This is a genomic window from Pseudonocardia sp., assembly GCF_050246655.1.
Classification (GTDB): Bacteria; Actinomycetota; Actinomycetes; order Mycobacteriales; family Pseudonocardiaceae; genus Pseudonocardia.
This window is the reverse complement of record NZ_JBFWVQ010000001.1, coordinates 91758-110927: the sequence shown is the minus strand read 5'-3', so window position 1 is coordinate 110927 and position 19170 is coordinate 91758. Positions and strand designations below refer to the sequence as shown.

The following is a 19170-nucleotide window of genomic DNA, read 5'->3' as shown; positions in this document are numbered from 1 at the left end:
GGTCGCGATCAGCCGCGGAACACGACCGTGCGCAGCATGACGAAGTTGACGGCCGTCGCCGTCCCCTGGGCGAGCACCCACGCGATCGTGAGTCGCCACGGCGACTCGGGCAGCAGTGCGAGGGCGAGCGCGTTCACCCCGACGTTCATCGCGAACGTGGTGGCGTACAGCGCCACGAAACCGGCGAAGCGCCCCTTCCCGCCCGCGGAGTCGAACGTGAACCGGCGGTTCAGCACGTAGGCGGTGGTGGTGCCGGCGATGAAGCTCACGGCCTTCGCCGCGTGCACGTACACGCCGAGCGCGAGCAGCGCGTGGTAGACGCCGAAGTCCACGACCGCGCAGAACGCGCCGACCGCGACGAACCGGCCGAGCTGCGTCACCAGGCCGCGGCGGGCCGGTGGGGCGGGCGTGGTCGTCACGCTCCGCAGGGTATCGGGTGGGCCCGCGGGGGCGCGGCGTAGCCTGGCCGCGATGTCCATCCCCGTGTCCCGCACCCGCCTCCAGGGCTGGGGTCGCACCGCGCCCTCGCTGGCCTACCTGCACACGCCCCGCGCGGTGGACGACGTCGTCGAGGCCGTCCTCACCGCGGGCCCGCGCGGGATCGTCGCGCGCGGGCTGGGCCGTTCCTACGGCGACCCGGCGCAGAACGCGGGCGGCACCGTCCTCGACATGACGGGTCTCGCCGCCATCCACGCGATCGACCCGGAGTCCGGCGTCGCGGACGTCGATGCCGGCGTCAGCCTGGACACCCTGATGCGGGCCGCGCTGCCGTTCGGGCTGTGGGTGCCGGTGCTGCCCGGCACCCGGCAGGTGACGATCGGCGGCGCCATCGGGGCCGACGTGCACGGCAAGAACCACCACCACAAGGGCAGCTTCGGCAGCCACGTGCTCTCGATGGACCTTGTCACGGCGGACGGTGCCGTGCGCACCCTCACCCCGGAGGGTCCCGACGCCGACCTGTTCTGGGCCACCGTCGGCGGGATGGGCCTCACCGGCGTCGTCGTGCGGGCGCGGGTGCGGCTGCACCCGACGGAGTCGGCGTACTTCGTCGTGGACACCGACCGCACCGAGGACCTGGACGAGCTGCTCGGCCTGCTCACGGACGGCTCGGACGACGGGTACGGCTACTCGGCGGCCTGGTTCGACACCACGACCACCGGCCTGCACCTTGGCCGCGCCGTGCTCACCCGCGGGTCGCTCGCCCGCGTGGACGAGCTGCCGCTGAAGATGCGCCGGGACCCGCTGGCGTTCGATGCCCCGCAGCTGCTCACGTTCCCCGACGCCTTCCCCAGCGGCCTGGCGAACCGGCGCACGCTCAAGGCGTTCTCCACGCTCTGGTACCGCAAGGCCCCGCGCCGCCAGCGTGGCGCGATCCAGAACATCACGGCCTTCTACCAGGTGCTGGACCTGTTCGGGGACTGGAACCGCGTGTACGGCGGCCGGGGTTTCCTGCAGTACCAGTTCGCGATCCCGTACGAGGCGACCGGCGCGCTCCGGGAGATCGTCGCGCGGATCGCGGCGTCGCCGCACGCGTCCGGGTTGAACGTCCTCAAGCGCTTCGGCGAGGCGAACCCGGCGCCGCTGTCGTTCCCCATCCCCGGCTGGACGGCCTGCTGCGACTTCCCGATCGCACCCGGCCTGCACCGCTTCTGCGACGAGCTGGACGAGCTGGTGCTCGCCGCGGGCGGGCGGCTCTACCTGGCCAAGGAGTCCCGGGCGAGCGCCGCCACGATCCGCGCCGGCTACCCGCGCTTCGACGAGTGGCGCAAGGTCCGCGACGCCGCCGACCCGCGCGGGGTGTTCGTCTCGGACATGGCCCGCCGCCTCGACCTCACGTCATGACCCGCGAGTTGCGCATCTCATCAGGCCGTCTTGCGCATCTCATCAGCCCGCACAGGAGTGACCGATCATGATCGACGCCGTCGGCAACCCGCAGAGCATCCTGCTGCTCGGGGGCACGTCCGAGATCGGGCTGGCCGTCGTCGAGGCCTTCGCGGGCGACCGCCCGATGCGGGTGGTCCTCGCCGCCCGGCCCTCCGAGCGGCTCCTCGCCGCCCGCGCCCGCCTGGAGGCGCTGCACTGTGCCGTCGAGGTGCTGGACTTCGACGCCCGCGACCTCGACACGCACGCCGACGTCGTCCGCAAGGCCTTCGCGGGCGGCGACATCGACGTCGCGATCGTCGCGTTCGGGGTCCTCGGCGACGCCGAGCGGGCGTGGACGGACGTCGCAGCCGCCGTCGAGCTCGCCCAGGTCAACTACACCGCGGCCGTCGCGGTCGGGGTGGCGCTCGCCGACCGGTTCCGGGCCCAGGGCCACGGCGCGATCGTCGCGTTCTCCTCGGTCGCGGGGGAGCGGGCGCGGCGCTCCAACTTCGTCTACGGCTCCACCAAGGCCGGGATGGACGCCTTCTACTCCGGGCTCACCGAGGCGCTGCGCCCGGACGGGATCGCCGTCACCGTGGTGCGCCCCGGCTTCGTCCACACCCGGATGACCGAGGGCATGAAGCCGGCGCCGCTCGCCACCACCCCGGACAAGGTCGCCGAGCTCGTCGTGGACGCGGTACGCAACCGGCGCGAGCTGGTGTGGGCGCCCCCGCCGCTGCGCGGGGTGATGAGCGTGCTGCGGCACCTGCCGCGGGCGGTGTTCCGGCGCCTGCCGGTCTAGGGGTGGCCCGCGGAGGTGGCCGCGCCCCCAGCGCACCGGCCACCTCCGTGAACCCCTCGCGCGCGCCCGTGACAGCGGCGCACGACGGCCGCCGGGCCCGGTTCCTTGTCCCCTCGCGAAACCGCACCCGCCTCGACCGCCACCCGGGACATCGGGCCGCGGGCATTCCGTGTTACGCCCCTGTGAGGACGGGATCACGGCCCGCCGCTGCGGGCTCGTCGGGGCGGGTCCGCGCCTGCCGCCGGCAGGCCGAGCCCGTTCGCCCACACGCGGTCCAGCACGCGGGTGGGCAGGACGCGGCGCATCGCGACGAGCAGGCGCGCGTCGGGGCCGACGAGCTGCCGCGCGGGTGGCCTGCGCGCCGTGAGGACCTGCTCGACGGCCGCCGCGACGTTCTCCGCAGGCCGCACCTGCCCCTTCAGCCGGGCGCAGAGCTCGCGCTGGCCGGCGAGGTGGGCCGCGTACAGCTCGCGGTGCTCGGCGGACATGCCGGCGGCGATGCCGTCGAGCAGCTCCATCATCCCGCGCCACGGGTCGGTGTCGTGGCAGCCCGGCTCGACGAGCGTCACCCCGATCCGCCAGGGGCGCAGCTCGACGCGCAGGGCGTCGGCGACCGCTTCCAGGGCGAACTTGGACGCGTTGTAGATCCCCGACATCGGGATGGCGACCCTGCCGTTGACCGACGAGACGAACACGATGCGACCCCGCCGTTCGCGCAGCAGGGGCAGCACCGCCTGGGTGACCGCGATCTGGCCGACGACGTTGACCTCGAACTGGTGGTGCACGTCGGCGGGTGCGACCGCCTCGATCGCCCCGCCGACGGCGATGCCCGCGTTGTTCACCAGCGCGTCCAGTTCGGGGAGCGCGCGCAGTGCGGCCACCTGGCCGGCGTCGGTGACGTCCAGCGGCACGGGGGTGATCTGCGACGACGCGGCGACCAGCGCCTCGCCCGCGGCCGGGTCGCGGACGCCCGCGTAGACGTCCCAGCCGGACGCGGCCAGGCGCAGCGCGGTGGCCCGGCCGAGCCCACGACCGGCGCCGGTGACCAGGACGGTGCTCACGTCCAGCTGCCCGCGGTGATCGACAGCAGCAGTGCGCCCGCCGCGTCGAACGCGTGTGCCACCCCCGCCGGGACGGTGACGGTGCCGCCCTCGGCGAGCTCGACGTCCTCGTCGCCGACGCGGCCGGTCAGCGTGCCGCCGAGCACGTAGAGCGTCCGCGGCCAGGGCAGCCGGGTCGGGCCGACGGGGGTCGTGATCTCGTGGATCTCGTAGACACCGCCGGTGTGCTCGGCCGGAACCGTGACACCCGGCCCGGCCCCGGGAGCGAGGTGCACCTGGCCGCCGCCGGGGCCGATGCTCACGCCGTGGCGCGCGGCGGCGGCCACGACCGCACCGATGTCCGGTCCGGCGGCGACGGCGTCGGCGAAGAAGCGGCCCGCGCCGGTCCCGGTGGTCACGGCGACGAACCGGGCCGCCCCGTCCTGGACGTCGACGGTGTAGGCGGTGTGGGCGGGCAGCGTGACCGTGTCTCCGGGGGCCACGCGGTGCACGCGCCCACCGGCCCGGACGGTGAGCGTGCCATCGAGGAGGTGCAGCGAGGCGGCCCAGGGCGCGGCGTGCGGTGGGGCGGCAGGCGCGGGCTCGGCGAGCACCTCGAACACCTCGTAGACCCCGCCGGTGTGCTCGGGACGCACCTTGGCGACGTGCACACCGTCGATCATGTCGAGCCGGACGCCCGCGTCCGGCAGTGTCGTGAACATGGTGCCAGCGTCGGGGTGACCCGGGCGGTGGGCGCGAGTAGCGGGCTACTCGAACACGGCGGCGGCCAGCCCGGCGCGGTCGCCGACGCCGAGCTTGTGCCCGGCCCGGTAGAGGTGCCCCTCGACGGTGCGGACCGACACGACCAGCCGCTCGGCGATCTCGCGGTTGGTCAGCCCGCGCGCGGCCAGGGTCACGATCTCGCGTTCGCGGCCGGTCAGCGGGAGCGGGCGCGCCGCAGCGGCCAGGGCCGGGCTCGTCGCACCCTCGCACGCGAGCGCCAGGCGGTGCGCGCGGTGTGCGGCAGCGGTGGCCGAGCCGCGCAGGCCCTGCTGCCGGAACGCCGTCGCGGCCTGGGCGGCGGCGTCGGCGGCGGCCAGTAGGTCGCCGAGCCGCTCCCACTGCCCGGCGGCGGCGAGCAGCGCGTCCGCGTCGTCCTCGGCGAGGGCGCGGGCGTGTGCGGCGGCGGCCGGTGCGCGCGGACCCTCCACCTCGGTGGCCAGCTCGGTCAGCCGGTCCGCGGCGGCCCGGTCGCCGAACGTGACCGAGGTCTGCAGCGCCATCACCTCGTACGCGGGGGAGTCCTGGCGGCGGGCCAGCTCAGCGGCGGCCCGGGCGGCCGCGACGGCCTCGGTGACGGCCCCCTCGGCGGCGCAGACCCGGGCGCGCGCGATCCCGGTGTCCGGTTCCAGCAGCGTGTATGCGGGGTGCATGTCGGTGGGCAGCATCCGGCGGGCGGCCTCGGCCTCGCCCGCCGCGGCGAGGGCCTGGGCCAGGTAGGGGCGGCAGCGCCACCGGAACTCGTGGGTCGGGAACGCGGTGAACCCGGCCCAGGCTTCGCGCAGCAACCGCCCGGCGGTGCGCACCCGGCCCGCGGCGAGCTCGGCCTGGCCCAGGAGGACCAGGCCCATGAGCGGCGCGGGGCCCGCCGCCTCGGCGCTCTCGGCCCGGCGCTCGGCGGCGATCGGCCCGAGCTCGGCGACGTCGCCCGCCAGGCGCAGGGCGAGCAGGTGGAAGTCGGCGACCCCGAACCGGACGATGACCGCATCGGGTGAGCGCGCTGCGCGGTAGCCGAGCGGGGCGACCGCCCGGACGTCGCCGACCCGGCCGAGGACGCCACCCGCTGCGGACATCCCGCACGCGAGCAGCACGGTGGCCTGGTCGGCGACGTCCGGGTCGAGCTCGCGTCCCAGTAGGCGCGCGCCGTCGGCGAGCGCGGCGCGGGGCCGCCCGAGGGAGGCGGTGAACGCGACCCGCATCGCGGCGGCAATGGGGTGCTCCCGGTCCGGCACGGCATCGAGCACGGCGAGGGCCTCGTCGGCGCGGCCGAGCGTCCAGAACAGGTTCCCGGCGCGGGGAAGGGCGACGCGGGCGTCGTCGCCGAGCGCGGCGAGCACCCGGTCCGCCTCCTCGCCCCGGCTGAGCCAGGTGAGCGCGTAGGCCAGCACGAGCCGCGCGTCGAACCGGTCGCCCGCAGCGCGGGCGAGCCGCTCGGTCAGCTCCAGCTGGGACAGCCGCAGTGCCTCGCGGGCGGCGGCGAGGAACAGGTCCGGGTCCGGGTCGAGGTCGGAGTCCAGGGCGAGGACGGCGCGGCGCAGCGGGTCCGGTGTCCCGAGCGCGAGCCGCCCGCGCAGCCGCCGGGCGCGCAGCCTGCCCAGCCCCGCGGCCCGCACCTCGCCGTAGAGCGGGTGGGCGAGGCGGACGTCGAGCCGCTCGTCGACCCGGACCAGGCCGCGCGCCTCGGCGTCCTCGACGGCGACCGGGTCGCCGAGCGCGGACGCCGGCAGGGGTTCGCCGAGGGCGAGCAGGTCGACGACGTCGCGGACCGGCCCGGGCAGCTCGCCCATCTGCCCGGAGATGATCTCGGCCAGCTCGCCCGAGATCGCCGGTCGGCCCGACCAGCTCCACACGCCCTCGACCCGGCGCAGCCGCCCACCCGCCAGCTCGGCGTCCACGATGCGGCGCAGGAACAGCGCGTTGCCGCCGGTGAGCGTCCACAGCCGGGCCGCGGCGGCGCTGTCCAGCGGGCCGCCCAGCGCCGCCTCGAGCAGCGCCAGGGTGTCCGCCGCGGAGAGCGCGCCCAGCTCGACGCGGGTCAGGTGCTCGTCCTTCCACAGCGCGGTCACCGCGTCCGGCGCCGGGCTGCCGGTGCGCAGGGTGGCGACGACGGCGCCCGTGCGGCGCACGACGAGCTGGTGCACCACGGTGGCCGAGAGATCGTCGAGCAGGTGCGCGTCGTCGACGACGGTGGCCGTCCCGGCCAGCGCGTCGACCGCCCGGCGCACGACCTGTGCCGACGTTCCGCCCCCGGTGTCGACCACGCCCGCGAACGCTCCCAGCGGGACGCCGCGCGCCGCCGCCGTCCCGACCACCCAGCGCGCGCCCGGCAGCGCCTCCCTGGCGAGGCGGGTCTTCCCGACCCCGGCCGCGCCGGCGAGCAGCACGCCGCCCGATCCGCGCACCGCGCCGTCGACCGCCCGCAGCGCCGCGTCCCGCCCGGTCAGCGGCCAGTCCAGCGCCATCGGGCAAGGGTACGGCCGTACCGCCGGACGGCCGCGCGCACTTCTACGGCCTCCCGGCGGGGGACGGCTCCCGGGCGGGCGGCTCGCTCGGCGCCTCGGCGGGCTCGGTGACGGCGGCCGGGGGCGCCATCCCGGCGTTGGGGTTCGCGGGCTTGGGCATCATCAGGGCGAGCCCGACACCGAGGAGCGTCAGGACCGTCATCGCCAGGAACGCATCGGCATACGCCGAGGCCATGACCTCGACCTGCACCTGGTGGTACAGCCCGTACACGCCGGTGAACCCCTCCGCTGCGTAGGGCGCCAGCTCGGGATCGGTCGCCGGCATGAGTGCGGACCGGTCCGCCATCAGCTGGTCCTGCTGCGTCGTCACGAGGATCGTCAGCGCCGCGACCCCGAGCGACCCCGACACCCGCTGAGCGATGTTGTTCATCGTGCTACCCGAGCTCGCGTACGCCTGCGGGATCGACGCGAGGCCCGCCGTGAAGATCGGCATGAGCGCGAGCCCGTTGCCGACGGCGCGCACGCACGTCCACCAGACGATCTCGCCCTCGGTGGTGGACGGGCTGATCTGGGAGAGCAGGTACGTGCCGTACGCGGCGATCGCGAGCCCGATCGTCGCGGGCCAGCGCGGCCCGAACCGGTCGTAGAGCAGGCCGGCGACCGGCATGCAGAAGGCGATCACGATCGCCTCGGGCAGCAGGAGGAAGCCGGTGCGCAGCGGGGCCATCCCCATCCCCTCCTGCATGAAGATCGGCAGGTAGATGAGCATCGCGAACAGGCCGACCGACAGCACCGTGATGAGCAGCAGCGAGTTCACGAACGGCCAGTGCCCGAACACCCGCATGTCGATCAACGGCTCGTCGCGCTCCAGCTGGATGACCACGAACAGCGCGAGGGAGAGGACCCCGGACACGACGAGGATCAGCACCGGATAGGACGTCCACCCCCAGTCGTTGCCCTCCGAGCAGGCCAGGAGCAGCGCGAACAGGCCGTAGGCGATCGCGAGGAAGCCCCAGGTGTCGAACCGCCTGCGCGACGTGGGTGGCATCGGCGTGAGCAGCAGGTACGCCGCCACCGCGCCCACGATCCCGACCGGCACGTTGATGTAGAACACCAGCCGCCAGTCCACGTACTCGACCAGGTAGCCGCCGAGCGTCGGCCCGATCGCCGGGGCCACCGCGATGCCGACGCCGTACATGCCCATCGCGGCGCCGAGCTTCTCCCGCGGCACGATCCGGTAGACCATCAGCAGCGTCACCACCGGCAGGATCCCGCCCGGAATCGCCTGCAGGATGCGGAACGCGACCTCGCTCTCCAGGTTCCACGCGAGCCCGCACAACGCCGAGACCAGCGAGAACGCGATCAGCGCCCAGAGGTACAGCCGGGTGAGGCCGATGCGGTCCGCGAGCCAGCCCGACAGCGGCACGACCACGCCGAGCGCCAGGTTGTACGCGGTGACGACCCACTCGATCTCGTCGATGTCGACGCCGAAGTCGTTGGCCATCGTCGGCAGCGCGACGTTGATGATGCTCGTGTCGAGCAGTGACATGAACATGCCCGTGATGAGCACGATCATCGAGACGACCCAGCTCGTCTCGCGCCGGGTCGGCTCCGCGGTGGCGACCATCACCTCATTCGAACACAGCGCCTCACCAGGCGTCGATGTGCAGCACGTCGTCCAGGGGGCCGCGCGGCGCCGGCTGGAACGTCTCGCCCGTGTAGTACGCCACCGGCAGCAGCACCCCCTGCCGCACGGACGGCGGGACGCCCAGCAGCTCCCCGATCTCCCGCTCGTGGCGCAGGTGCAGCGTCGTCCACGCCGAGCCGAGCCCGCGCGCCCGCGCCGCCAGCTGGAAGCTCCACGCCGCGGGCAGGAGCGAGCCCCACAGCCCGGCCTGGTTGCCCGGCGGCAGCTCGCCGTCGCCGCCGAGGTCGATCGCGCCGATGACGAGCACCGGGACCTCGCCCATCACCTCGGCCAGGTACTCGGCGCTGTCCTTCACCCGCGTCTGCGTCGCCGCGGTGCCGCCGCGGGTGGCGCCGTAGGTACGGCTCGACCGGTAGCGGCCGAACGACTCGGCGTACAGCTCGCCGATCCGCTTGCGGTGCCCCGGATCGGTGACGACGAGCCAGTGCCAGTCCTGCCGGTTGCCGCCCGTCGGGGCCTGGCGGGCGACCTCCAGGCATTCACGGACCACGTCCAGCGGCACCGGGCGGGTGAGGTCGAGGCGCTTGCGCACCGAGCGCGTGGTCGTGAGGAGCTCGTCGGGGGTGAGGGGGAGGACGTCGGTCATGGTCCGATCCTGCCCGCCGTCGGGCCGGCCTGCCGCGCGCGCTGCCGCGGCGCCGCGTCGCCGCGCCGGCCGTCGCCCCGCCGCCGCCCCGCCGCGCCGGCCGCCCCGCCGCCGCCCGCCCCACGCGGGCTCCCCTCTGGTAGGCCTCGCAGGGTTCGGGCACGCCTCGCAGACGCCGCAGCCCCTGCGAGGCGTGTGCGATGCCTGCGACGGCGCGCGGCAGCCTCTGCAAGGTGTGCCGGAGATCTGCGGCGCTGCACGCGTGACGCGGTTGTCCACATCACACGAAGTTGTCCACAGGAGACGAAAACGGGATTCCGCATCCCCGCCCCCACAGCGCACGATCTTGAGCGTGTCCTCAGATCTCCTTCGACCCCGGCAGCGTTCGGAGCTCATCGCGGCCGGCTTCACCGCCCGCGAGCTCGACGGGCTGCTGCGCACGGGCAGCCTGGCCGCCGTGCGGCGCGGTGCCTACGTCGACGCGGCCGACGAGCGGTTGGCCCTCGCCACGGCGCGCCACGCCTTGCTGGTTCATGCGACGGCGCCCCGGCTCCATGCGGAGTCGGTGTTCAGCCACGTCTCGGCCGCGGTGCTGCACGGCCTGCCCACCTGGGACATCCCGCTCGACCGCGTGCACGTCACGCGTAACCGCCGCTCCGGCGCGCGGCGCAGCGGGGTCGTCGTGCTTCACGCGGCGGGCGTCGCGCCGGGCGAGCTGGTGGCCGTCGACGGTGTGGCGGTGACCGACGTGCCGCGCGCCGTGGTCGATCTCGCCCGCTCGGTGGGTTTCGAGCGCGCCGTGGCGGTGGCGGACGCGGCGTTGCGCCGGGGCGGTGTGGACGAGGGTGCGCTGCTGGAGGCGCTCACCCGGGCCGCAGGTCGTCCGGGCCTGGCGCAGGCTCGCAGGGTGATCGCGGCCGCCGACGGGCGCGCGGAGAGCGTCGGCGAGTCCCGCAGCAGGCTTGCCCTCTCACGGGCGGGTGTGCCGCTCCCGGTGCTCCAGCAGGAGATGCGGGCGGCCGACGGCGCAACTCTCGGGCGCGTGGACTTCTGGTGGCGGGAGCAGCGCACGGTCGGCGAGTTCGACGGCCTGGAGAAGTACGGCCGCCTGTTGCGTCCGGGGCAGTCGCCGCGCGATGCCGTCGTCGCGGAGAAGCGCCGCGAGGACGCCCTGCGTGACACGGGTCTGCAGGTGGTGCGGTGGGTGTGGGCGGAGCTGGACCGCTTCGACGACATCGTCGTCCCGCGGCTGCGGCGTGCGTTCGAGCGGTCCTGCCGGTGATGCGGGCACTTCGCACGGTCCGGGCGCTCCGGCGAGGCTGGCGGGTTAGTGCATGGCCGGCCCGCGGAACGGGTGCGCCAGCTGGGCGGGCCGACGGTGGTGCGACGGGTGGCGGGCCAGTCGGTGGGCGGCCGGACGGCCGGCGCGCGGGGCCAAGCCCGGCGTGGCGTGCCAGCGGTGGGTGCGGGGCGCCGTGCGGCGGGACTTCGCAGGGGACGGACACGCTTCGCAGGTGCTGCAGCCTCTGTGGGGCGTGCCGGAAGTCTGCGGGGCCTGGCTGCAGGCTCTGCGAGGCGTGCCGGAAGTCTGCGGGGTCTGGCTGCAGGCTCTGCGAGGCGTGCCGGAAGTCTGCGAAGCTTGGCTGCGGCCTCTGCGAGGGGGCTGGAGCTCTGCGAGGCACGGCAGCCCGGGAGCGGGGCGGCGAGGCCGGTGGGTCGGGGCGCGGTTGGGTACAGCTCGGTGGGCCACCGGTGGGCGGCGACCGGACGGCCGGCGCGAGGAGCCAGGCGCGGCCCGGCGCCGGCGGTGAGTGCGTGGGCGGGGCGCCGTGCGGCGGGACTTCGCAGGGGACGAACACGCTTCGCAGGTGCTGCAGCCTCTGCGGAGCGTGCTGGAGCTCTGCGGGGTCTGGCTGCAGGCTCTGCGAGGCGTGCCGGAAGTCTGCGAGGTCTGGCTGCAGGCTCTGCGAGGCGTGCCGGAAGTCTGCGAGGCCTGGCTGCGGCCTCTGCGAGGTGGGCTGGAGCTCTGCGAGGTGGGCTGGGGTTCTGCGAGGGGGGCTGGGGTCCTGCGAGGCCCGGTGCAGCCTCTGCGTGCCGGGCTGACCCTGCGGCCCAGCGGCCCGGGAGCGGGGCGACGAGGCTGGTGGGACAACGGGCGGTGCGGGCGCCCGGCGGAACCGGCCCGCGCCGCCGGTGAACCCCGTGAGCGGCACCGGCGGATCAGCTGTCGAACGCCCGCGCCCACGCCTCGGCCGATGTCAGCTCCGGCAGCGCCGCGCGGTAGCGGCGCCGCAGCTCCGGCCACGCCCGCGCGACCTCGCGGCTCAGTGCGGCCACGCGGCGCAGGCCCCCGCGGAACGCCGCCGGGTCCCGGCGGCGGAAGGTGACCCCCCGGCCGTCCGGGGTCGACACGGTGGCCGAGTCCAGCCCGGCGAGCACCCACCACTGGGCCTGCAGGGCGGGCACGTTGCGCTGCGGGACGTCGTGATGGGCCGGATCCGGGCGGCGCAGGTGGTGCAGCGCGCCGCGGGCCAGGCCCTTCGCAATCGCGACGGCGCCGCGCGGCTGCTCAGGGAACGTCTGCGCCGCCATCTCGTCCAGCTCCGAGAGCGGCACCTGCGTCGCCGAGTCCAGCGGCCGGCCGTCGTCGTAGCGGGCGCGCACCTCCCGGATGGTCGGCAGCGCCGTGGGCAGCGTCGGGAAGAGCCGCTCCGGCCCGGCGAGGAAGTCCCGCAGCGCCATCTCCTGCAGCGCGACGGCCGAGTACTCCATGAGCAGCAGGTGGCGCAGCGTGCGCTTGAACGTGTCGCGCAGCATGGCCCCGGGGTCTTCCGGGCCGTGCAGGGCGGCCGCGACGAACCGGTTGCGATAGTGGAAGTAGGCCTGCCAGTCGCTGGTGTCGTCCTTCTCCAGGAAGGACATGTGCCAGATCGCGATGCCCGGCACCGTGGCCGTCCGGTAGCCCGCGGCGCGGGCCCGCAGCCCGTACTCCGCGTCGTCCCACTTGATGAACAGCGGCAGCGGCAGGCCCAGCTCCTCGGCGACGGCGCGGGGGATGAGGCACATCCACCAGGCGTTGTAGTCGACGTCGCAGCGCCGGTGCAACCACGGCGTCTGGCGCAGGGTGCGCTCGGCGAGGTCGTGGTGCGGCTCGGTGCCGGGGGCGTTGCGCCACAGGAACGTCCCGCGGTCCACGACCTCGCCCATCGTGGAGAGCTGCGAACGCTGCTGCAGCGAGAGCATCTGCCCGCCGACGAGCATCGGGTGGCGCGAGTACCGGGAGAACGCGACGGCCCGCAGGATCGAGTCCGGCTCGAGCAGGATGTCGTCGTCCATGAAGAGGATCTGCTCGCACGCTGTCCCGAGCGCCTCGTGCATCACGCGTGCGTAGCCGCCCGAGCCGCCGAGGTTCGCCTGGTCGAGGACCCGCAGCCGGTCCCCGAGCCGGGCGGCGGCGACCTCGAAGCCGTCCTGGTCGCGCACCTTGCGCGTGCCCTGGTCCGCGACGAGCACGGCCGTGACGGCGTCGAGGACGAGCGGGTCCGCGCCGATCGCCGTGAGGGTGGCGACGGCATCCGCTGGCCGGTTGAACGTCGGCATCCCGATCGCGACGGCGGCGCGGCCGCGGCCCGCCTCGGCGGCGTACCAGCCGCCGCCGTGCAGCGTCAGCTCGCCGGTGTCGGTCGTCAGGTCGAACCAGTACCAGCCGCCGTCCTCGAACGGGCGCAGGTCCAGGTCGAGCAGGACGTCCTGACGCCCGCCCTGCAGCACCGCGGAGGCCTCGAAGATCTGCGCGCCGTCCGCCTTGGTGCGGTAGACGTCGACGCGGCCCTCACCCTCCAGGTCCAGCCGCAGCTGCACCGCCGTGAGCACCGACCAGCGGCGCCAGTACGACGCGGGGAACGCGTTGAAGTACGCCCCGAACGACACCTCGCTCTGCTCGGGGACGACGGCGGTGGTGCGCGAGGTGGGCTGCAGCCGACGCGGGCCGACGAGCGTGCCGCGCACTTCCACCGGCAGCGGCGGCGGTGCGTTGCGCAGCGGCGGCACGGGCGAGAGCCGCAGGCCCTGCCGCTCGTCGACGTACAGCGAGCGGACGGCCGTCGGGTCCCCGGCGCGGGGCAGGATGACGCGCTGGAGCAGGTGCGCGGGCGCCGGGTCGCCGGTCGCGGGGCGCACGGGGGCGGCCTCGGTCGCCGAGGTCACCGGGACTCAGTCCTCGGTCCCGGACAGCGGGGTGCCGTCGGTGAAGTACGGCGCGATGCGGTTGTCGAACATCGACAGCGCCGAGCCGATCGCCATGTGCATGTCGAGGTACTGGTAGGTGCCCAGCCGCCCGCCGAACAGCACGGCGCGCTCCGCGGTCTCCGCCCGCGCGAGCTGCCGGTAGCGGGCGAGCTTGGCGCGGTCGTCCGAGGTGTTGATCGGGTAGTACGGCTCGTCGTCGGACTTGGCGAAGCGCGAGTACTCGCGGACGATCACCGTCCGGTCCGTGGGGTAGTCCCGCTCGGGGTGGAAGTGGCGGAACTCGTGGATGCGGGTGAAGGGGACGTCCTCGTCGTTGTAGTTCATGACGGACGTGCCCTGGAAGTCCCCGGTCGGCACGACCTCCAGCTCGAAGTCCAGCGTCCGCCAGCCCAGCTCGCCCTCGGCGTAGCCGAAGTAGCGGTCCAGCGGCCCGGTGTAGACGACCGGGGAACCGGCCGGCAGCTCGTCGCGGACGTCGAAGAAGTCCGTGTCCAGCCGGACGGAGATGTTCGGGTGATCGGCCATCTTCTCCAGCCACGCGGTGTAGCCGTCGACCGGCAGGCCCTCGTAGGTGTCGTTGAAGTACCGGTTGTTGAAGTCGTACCGGACGGGCAGCCGCGTGATGATCGCCGGGGACAGCTCCGTCGGGTCGGTCTGCCACTGCTTGGCGGTGTACCCGCGCACGAACGCCTCGTACAGCGGGCGGCCGATCAGCGAGATCGCCTTCTCCTCGAGGTTCTGCGCCTCGGCGGTCTCGATCTCCGCGGCCTGCTCGGCGATGAGCGCGCGGGCCTCGTCCGGGGTGTGGGAGCGGCCGAAGAAGGAGTTGATGAGCGCGAGGTTCAGCGGAAAGGCGTAGACCTGGTCGCCGACGCGGGCGAACACCCGGTGCTGGTAGCCGGTGAACTCGGTGAACCGGTTGACGTACTCCCACACCCGCTTGTTCGAGGTGTGGAACAGGTGCGCGCCGTAGCGGTGGACCTCGATCCCGGTCTCCGGCTCGGCCTCGGAGTAGGCGTTGCCGCCGATGTGTGAGCGCCGCTCCAGGACGAGGACGCGCTTGTCGAGTTCCGCGGCCGCGCGCTCGGCGACGGTGAGGCCGAAGAAGCCGGAACCGACGACGATCAGGTCGTATCCCTCGTACGTCACGCTCGCCGAGGGTAACGGCGTCGGTCCGCCCTGTGCCGGGCGCCCCGGATCAGCCCAGCGGCACGAGGCGCAGGTGCCCGTCCCCGCGGCCGGGTGCCCACACGGGCCAGACGTCCGGTCCCACACCGGGTCCCGGCTCGTAGCGCAGCTCGTAGCGGGCCTGCAGCGGCTGGCGCGTGCGGTCCAGGTTGCGGTAGTTCAGCCGCAGCAGCGGGCCGAGCACCGGGCCCGCGCGCGCGATGCGCTGCTCGACCATCGGCACGATGACGCCGCGGTCGGTGAAGTCGTTCACCATCGCGCACCGGCAGAAGTAGGCGAGCACGCCGATCTCACCGGGGTTGCGGACGACGTCGTCGCCCACCCGCTCGCCGATCGCCACCCCCGCGCGGGCGTAGTCCGGGGTGATGGCCCAGTTGCCGAAGACCGGCGGGGTGACCCACGGGGCACCCTGCATGCCCAGCAGCGCGACGGTGGCCGCGACCAACACCCCAGCGGCCCCCGCGAACGGGAGGGACACGGCCCGGGTGGGGGTACCGTCCGCGCGGGCGGCGAGCCGGCCCGCGAGCACCGCACCGGCGGTCGTGAGCCCGATCATCGGCGGCACGTAGTACCAGTGATACGGCGGCACGGTGAGGATGCAGTAGACGGCGTAGTACACCGCCGCGCCCACCCCGAGCCCGATCGGAGCCGCCGTGCCGCGCAGCCGCGGCAGCCGCAGCGGCAGGGCGAGCAGGCAGACCAGCGTGAGCACGGCACCGAGCACGGCGGGGGCGAACGAGACCAGCACCAGCCACGGCCGGTCCGCGAACATCACGAACGGCCCGTTCGCGAAGTCCACGCCGTCGAAGGACCGCTGCAGCGTCTTGATGACGAAGGTGTCCGGCACTGCGGACCCGAAGAAGAACCAGGACCACAGGTACCAGGGCGCCCCGACGAGCAGCGCCGCGGGTACCGCCACGTACAGCTTCCGCAGCACGGCCGGGGTGAACAGCGCGAGGACGCCGACGAACACGACGAGGTCGGGCCGGATCAGCACGGCCAGCCCGCCGAGCAGCCCGAACGCCAGCGGGCCGTACCGACGGTGCTGCTCCACGGCGGCCGTGAGCAGCAGCATCAGCACCGCCGCCGTCGGCAGCACCTCCAGCCCCAGCGCCGAGACGAGGAACGGGTTGCAGACGACGAGCACCGCACCGGCCGCACCGGCCCACCAGGGCAGCCGCAGGGCGTGGCCGACCCGGGCCCAGCCCCAGCCGATCGCCGCGCCGCACAGCACGCACACGATCCCCAGCGCGAGCACCGGCCGCGCGTCACCGAACAGGCCGGTGAGCGCGGTGACGGTGGCGAGCAGCAGCACGTTGCCGGGAGCGGTCGCGGTGTTCGAGACCTGCTGCGGGGTCAGGCCCCAGTGCAGGTCGACGGCGACGTTGCGGGCGTAGGCCAGCGTGATGTACGCGTCGTCGACGAGGCTCTCGTGCGCGAGCCAGAACACCAGGGCGCACAGCGCGGCCACTCCGACGGTGAAGGCAAGGGCGCGGCCCCGTCCGATCCGGGGCGGGGCGGGCGGAGGCGGCGGGGAGGGGTCGAGGTCGCCGACCTCCCGGACGGTCGCGTCGGTGGAGGTCACGCGCGGCACGGTACCGGCCGGACAGCGGGTCGCCGGGGACGGCTCGGTCGGCGACCCGGCCCGGCGCCCGCGGGTCGGTCACCCCGACGCCGGTTCGGGTCAGTACCGTTTCCATGGGACGTCCGCAAGGGGTGGATCCGTACCCGATCGCACAGCCGACGAGAGGGCCGAGGCTTTTCCGATGACGCACGACGGTGGGACGCCGGCGACGCCAGAGGCCGCCGAGCCGGTGGAGCACGGACGGCGTCTCGTGCAGCGCGGTCTGTTCGCGGGGCCGAACGCCGTCGCGCCGGACGACCTGTACTGCGCGGTCGAGTACGGCGTCGCCGTCCGCGGGCGGAGGCGGGTGGCGCTCGACGGGCACGCCCTGGTGAACACCGACACCTACTTCGGCCGGTTCCCCGCCAGCTACTGGCAGCGCTGGACCGGCGTCGGCGAGGTCGTCGCCGAGCTGGTGTGCACCGGCACGGGGACGATCCGCCTCGTCGCCTCGGACGCCGACGGGCGCCCGCGCACGGTCCTCGGCCGCGACGTCGAGGCCGCGGACGGGCTCGCGGTGCGGCTGCCCGCGAGGATCGACAGGTTCACCGACGGCGGCGCGCTGTGGCTGGAGCTGGAGACCGGCCGCGAGGGTCTGGAGGTCGCCGACGTCCGCTGGACGGTGACGTCCGCGCGTCCCGAGCGCACCACGTCGATCGTCATCTGCACCTACAACCGCGCCGACGACTGCCTCGCCACGCTCGGTGCGCTCGCGGGCGACCCGGAGGCGCTCGCCGCGGTCGCGCAGGTCTACGTGGTGGACCAGGGCAGCGACCCGGTCGAGTCCCGCGCCGGCTTCGCCGCCACCGAGGAGGCCCTCGGCGGGCGGCTCCGCTACATCCGCCAGCCGAACCTCGGCGGGGCGGGCGGCTTCACCCGGGGGATCTACGAGGTCACGGCCCCCGGCGCCGGAGAGAGCGACGTCCTGCTCATGGACGACGACATCATGCTCGAACCGGACAGCGTGATCCGGATGAAGGCGCTCGCCGGGCACGCCGCGCGGCCCACGATCGTCGGCGGGCAGATGCTGAACCTGCTGCACCCGAACCGGCTGCACGTGAGCGCGGAGGAGACCGACCTGCGCATCCTGCGCGCGGGCCTGCCGGTGGAGGGGGCGCTCACCAACGCGGACGTCACCCGCAAGCGGCAGGATCTGCGCGTCGACGCGCAGTACAACGCGTGGTGGTCCTGCCTGATCCCGCACGAGGTCATCCGCGCCATCGGCTACCCGCTGCCGCTGTTCTTCCAGTGGGACGACATCGAGTACGGCCTGCGCGCCCGCGCCGCCGGGTTCCCGACCGTCACGCTGCCCGGTGCGGGGGTGTGGCACGCGGACTTCGGCTGGAAGAACTGGGACGACTGGTCGCGCTACTTCTCCTTCCGCAACTCGCTCATCGTGAGCGCGCTGCACAGCGACTTCGACCGCACGCGCATCGTGCGCCACCTCGCGCGGGAGCTGTCGCACTACCTGACGTCGATGCGCTACGGCCTCGCCGCCACGATGATCCGCGCCGTGGAGGACTTCCTGCGCGGCCCGGACGTGCTCGCCGACGGCGGCGGGGAGACGGCCGCGGAGGTGCGCAAGCTGCGGGCCGAGTACCCCGAGACGTCCAATCACCCCGCCCACGCCGTCCCGGGCGTGGACGCCGACGCGATGCGGCTCACCCCGATGCTCGGGACGCCGGGCCGCCCGCGGGCCGTCCTGGCCAAGCGCCTCGCCCGCCAGCTCCTGCGCCGCCCCGCGGGGAGCGCCGCGATCGCGGCGCAGGACGCCCAGTGGTGGCACGTGTCGCTGTTCCAGACCGCGATCGTCACCGACCCCTCGCAGGAGGGGGTGCGCGTACACCGCCTGGACCGCGATCTCATGGTCGAGATGGGCCGCCGTGGGGCGCACGTGCTGTGGCGGCTGCACCGCGAGGGCGAGCGCGCCCGGGACGAGTACCGGCGCCGGATGCCGGAGCTCACCAGCCGGGAGAACTGGACACGCCTCTACACCAGCAAGTGAGCCCGGCCGGATCGGAGTGAAGTCCATGCCCAGTGTCGTGCCAGGAGTGGTGCGCCGTAACGCCGCCCGGATCCTCGACGCCCTCGCCGTCCGGATCGCCGACCGGGTGGCCGAGCGCCTCGCGGGGCCGCTCGCCGAGGCGGCCCGGTCCCGGGTGGACGAGGCGGTCGGGCGGGAGGCGGACCGGATCATCCGCGCCGTACACGACGTCGAGTTCCGCTCCCGCCGGGACACCCTCGCCGCGGGGGAGATGGACGCGGCGCTCGCCGCGGCGAAGTTCATCGCCGCCCGCATGCCCACCGCGCGCGTCTTCCACGACCCGTGGAGCACCCTCGCCCACGCCCTGGAACTCGCCCCGGCAGGGGGCATGGCGCTGGAGTTCGGCGTGTTCAGCGGGCAGTCGCTCAAGATGATCGCCGGGGCGCGCGACGGCGTCGAGGTGTACGGCTTCGACTCGTTCGAGGGCCTGCCCGAGGTCTACCGCCCGCACCTGCGGGAAGGCCACTTCGCCGTGGACGCCCTCCCGCAGGTCGAGGGCGCCGAGCTGGTCGTGGGCTGGTTCACCGACACGCTGCCGCGCTTCCTCGACGAGCACCCGGGACACGTGTCGTTCCTGCACCTCGACGCCGACCTGTACTCCTCGACGAGGACGGTCCTGGAGCTGGTCGGGCCGCGGCTGCGGCCGGGCTCGATCCTGGTGTTCGACGAGTTCTTCAACTTCCCCGGCTGGGAGGCCCACGAGTACCGGGCCTGGGAGGAGTTCTGCGAGGCGACCGGCACCGTCGCGGCCTACGAGGCGTACACCTCGAACAACGAGCAGGTCGTCGTGCGGATCGTCGAGACGCCCTCGGGCAGCGGCTGAGC

Annotated in this window: 14 protein-coding genes; 5 read left to right on the top strand and 9 right to left on the bottom strand. The window is 74.4% G+C overall.

What is annotated here, in order from left to right; all coding sequences use genetic code 11:
- Positions 1-8 precede the first annotated feature (8 nt).
- Positions 9-479 carry a GtrA family protein gene (locus tag AB7J25_RS00520; RefSeq protein ID WP_428503766.1) on the bottom strand — a complete coding sequence of 157 codons (471 nt, stop codon included), beginning with the start codon at positions 477-479 and terminating at the stop codon, positions 9-11.
- Between AB7J25_RS00520 and AB7J25_RS00515 the strand changes: the two genes are divergently transcribed.
- The gene (locus AB7J25_RS00515) at positions 472-1842 is read left to right on the top strand and encodes an FAD-binding protein (RefSeq protein WP_428503764.1); all 1371 of its coding nucleotides are present in this window, start codon (positions 472-474) and stop codon (positions 1840-1842) included. The genes AB7J25_RS00520 and AB7J25_RS00515 overlap by 8 nt on opposite strands.
- A 67-nt stretch (positions 1843-1909) precedes the next feature.
- The gene (locus AB7J25_RS00510) at positions 1910-2665 is read left to right on the top strand and encodes a decaprenylphospho-beta-D-erythro-pentofuranosid-2-ulose 2-reductase (protein WP_428503762.1); all 756 of its coding nucleotides are present in this window, start codon (positions 1910-1912) and stop codon (positions 2663-2665) included.
- 194 nt (positions 2666-2859) lie between these two features.
- Here AB7J25_RS00510 and AB7J25_RS00505 read toward each other — a convergent pair whose 3' ends face one another.
- The 5 genes from AB7J25_RS00505 to AB7J25_RS00485 are packed head-to-tail and all read right to left on the bottom strand — an operon-like array spanning position 2860 to position 9241.
- Complete coding sequence (locus tag AB7J25_RS00505) at positions 2860-3726, bottom strand: SDR family NAD(P)-dependent oxidoreductase (RefSeq protein WP_428503760.1); 867 nt, start codon at positions 3724-3726, stop codon at positions 2860-2862.
- Complete coding sequence (locus AB7J25_RS00500; protein WP_428503758.1) at positions 3723-4427, bottom strand: cupin domain-containing protein; 705 nt, start codon at positions 4425-4427, stop codon at positions 3723-3725. Before AB7J25_RS00500 ends, AB7J25_RS00505 begins: the two co-directional genes overlap by 4 nt.
- A 45-nt stretch (positions 4428-4472) precedes the next feature.
- Entirely contained in the window at positions 4473-6947 is a 2475-nt protein-coding gene (locus AB7J25_RS00495; RefSeq protein ID WP_428503756.1) for a LuxR C-terminal-related transcriptional regulator, read from the bottom strand.
- A 43-nt stretch (positions 6948-6990) separates the two neighbouring features.
- Positions 6991-8574 (bottom strand): DHA2 family efflux MFS transporter permease subunit, encoded by a 1584-nt coding sequence (locus tag AB7J25_RS00490; RefSeq protein ID WP_428503754.1) that lies wholly within the window; start codon positions 8572-8574, stop codon positions 6991-6993.
- A gap of 22 nt (positions 8575-8596) precedes the next feature.
- The gene (locus tag AB7J25_RS00485) at positions 8597-9241 is read right to left on the bottom strand and encodes a nitroreductase family protein (protein ID WP_428503752.1); all 645 of its coding nucleotides are present in this window, start codon (positions 9239-9241) and stop codon (positions 8597-8599) included.
- A 352-nt stretch (positions 9242-9593) separates the two neighbouring features.
- Here AB7J25_RS00485 and AB7J25_RS00480 point away from each other — a divergent pair, with 352 nt between their 5' ends.
- The gene (locus AB7J25_RS00480; protein WP_428503750.1) at positions 9594-10523 is read left to right on the top strand and encodes a type IV toxin-antitoxin system AbiEi family antitoxin domain-containing protein; all 930 of its coding nucleotides are present in this window, start codon (positions 9594-9596) and stop codon (positions 10521-10523) included.
- A 938-nt stretch (positions 10524-11461) separates the two neighbouring features.
- Here the strand turns inward: AB7J25_RS00480 and AB7J25_RS00475 are convergent.
- From AB7J25_RS00475 to AB7J25_RS00465, 3 genes are read right to left on the bottom strand one after another with little or no spacing between them, the layout of a single operon-like run.
- Positions 11462-13447: a glycosyltransferase gene (locus AB7J25_RS00475; protein WP_428503748.1), complete on the bottom strand. Its 1986-nt coding sequence runs from the start codon at positions 13445-13447 to the stop codon at positions 11462-11464.
- A 6-nt stretch (positions 13448-13453) separates the two neighbouring features.
- The gene (gene glf, locus AB7J25_RS00470; protein ID WP_428503746.1) at positions 13454-14638 is read right to left on the bottom strand and encodes a UDP-galactopyranose mutase; all 1185 of its coding nucleotides are present in this window, start codon (positions 14636-14638) and stop codon (positions 13454-13456) included.
- 49 nt (positions 14639-14687) lie between these two features.
- Positions 14688-16262 carry an ArnT family glycosyltransferase gene (locus AB7J25_RS00465; RefSeq protein WP_428503744.1) on the bottom strand — a complete coding sequence of 525 codons (1575 nt, stop codon included), beginning with the start codon at positions 16260-16262 and terminating at the stop codon, positions 14688-14690.
- 181 nt (positions 16263-16443) lie between these two features.
- Between AB7J25_RS00465 and AB7J25_RS00460 the strand changes: the two genes are divergently transcribed.
- Positions 16444-18306 (top strand): glycosyltransferase, encoded by a 1863-nt coding sequence (locus AB7J25_RS00460; RefSeq protein WP_428503742.1) that lies wholly within the window; start codon positions 16444-16446, stop codon positions 18304-18306.
- 25 nt (positions 18307-18331) lie between these two features.
- Positions 18332-19168 carry a class I SAM-dependent methyltransferase gene (locus tag AB7J25_RS00455; RefSeq protein WP_428503740.1) on the top strand — a complete coding sequence of 279 codons (837 nt, stop codon included), beginning with the start codon at positions 18332-18334 and terminating at the stop codon, positions 19166-19168.
- The last annotated feature ends 2 nt before the right edge of the window (positions 19169-19170 follow it).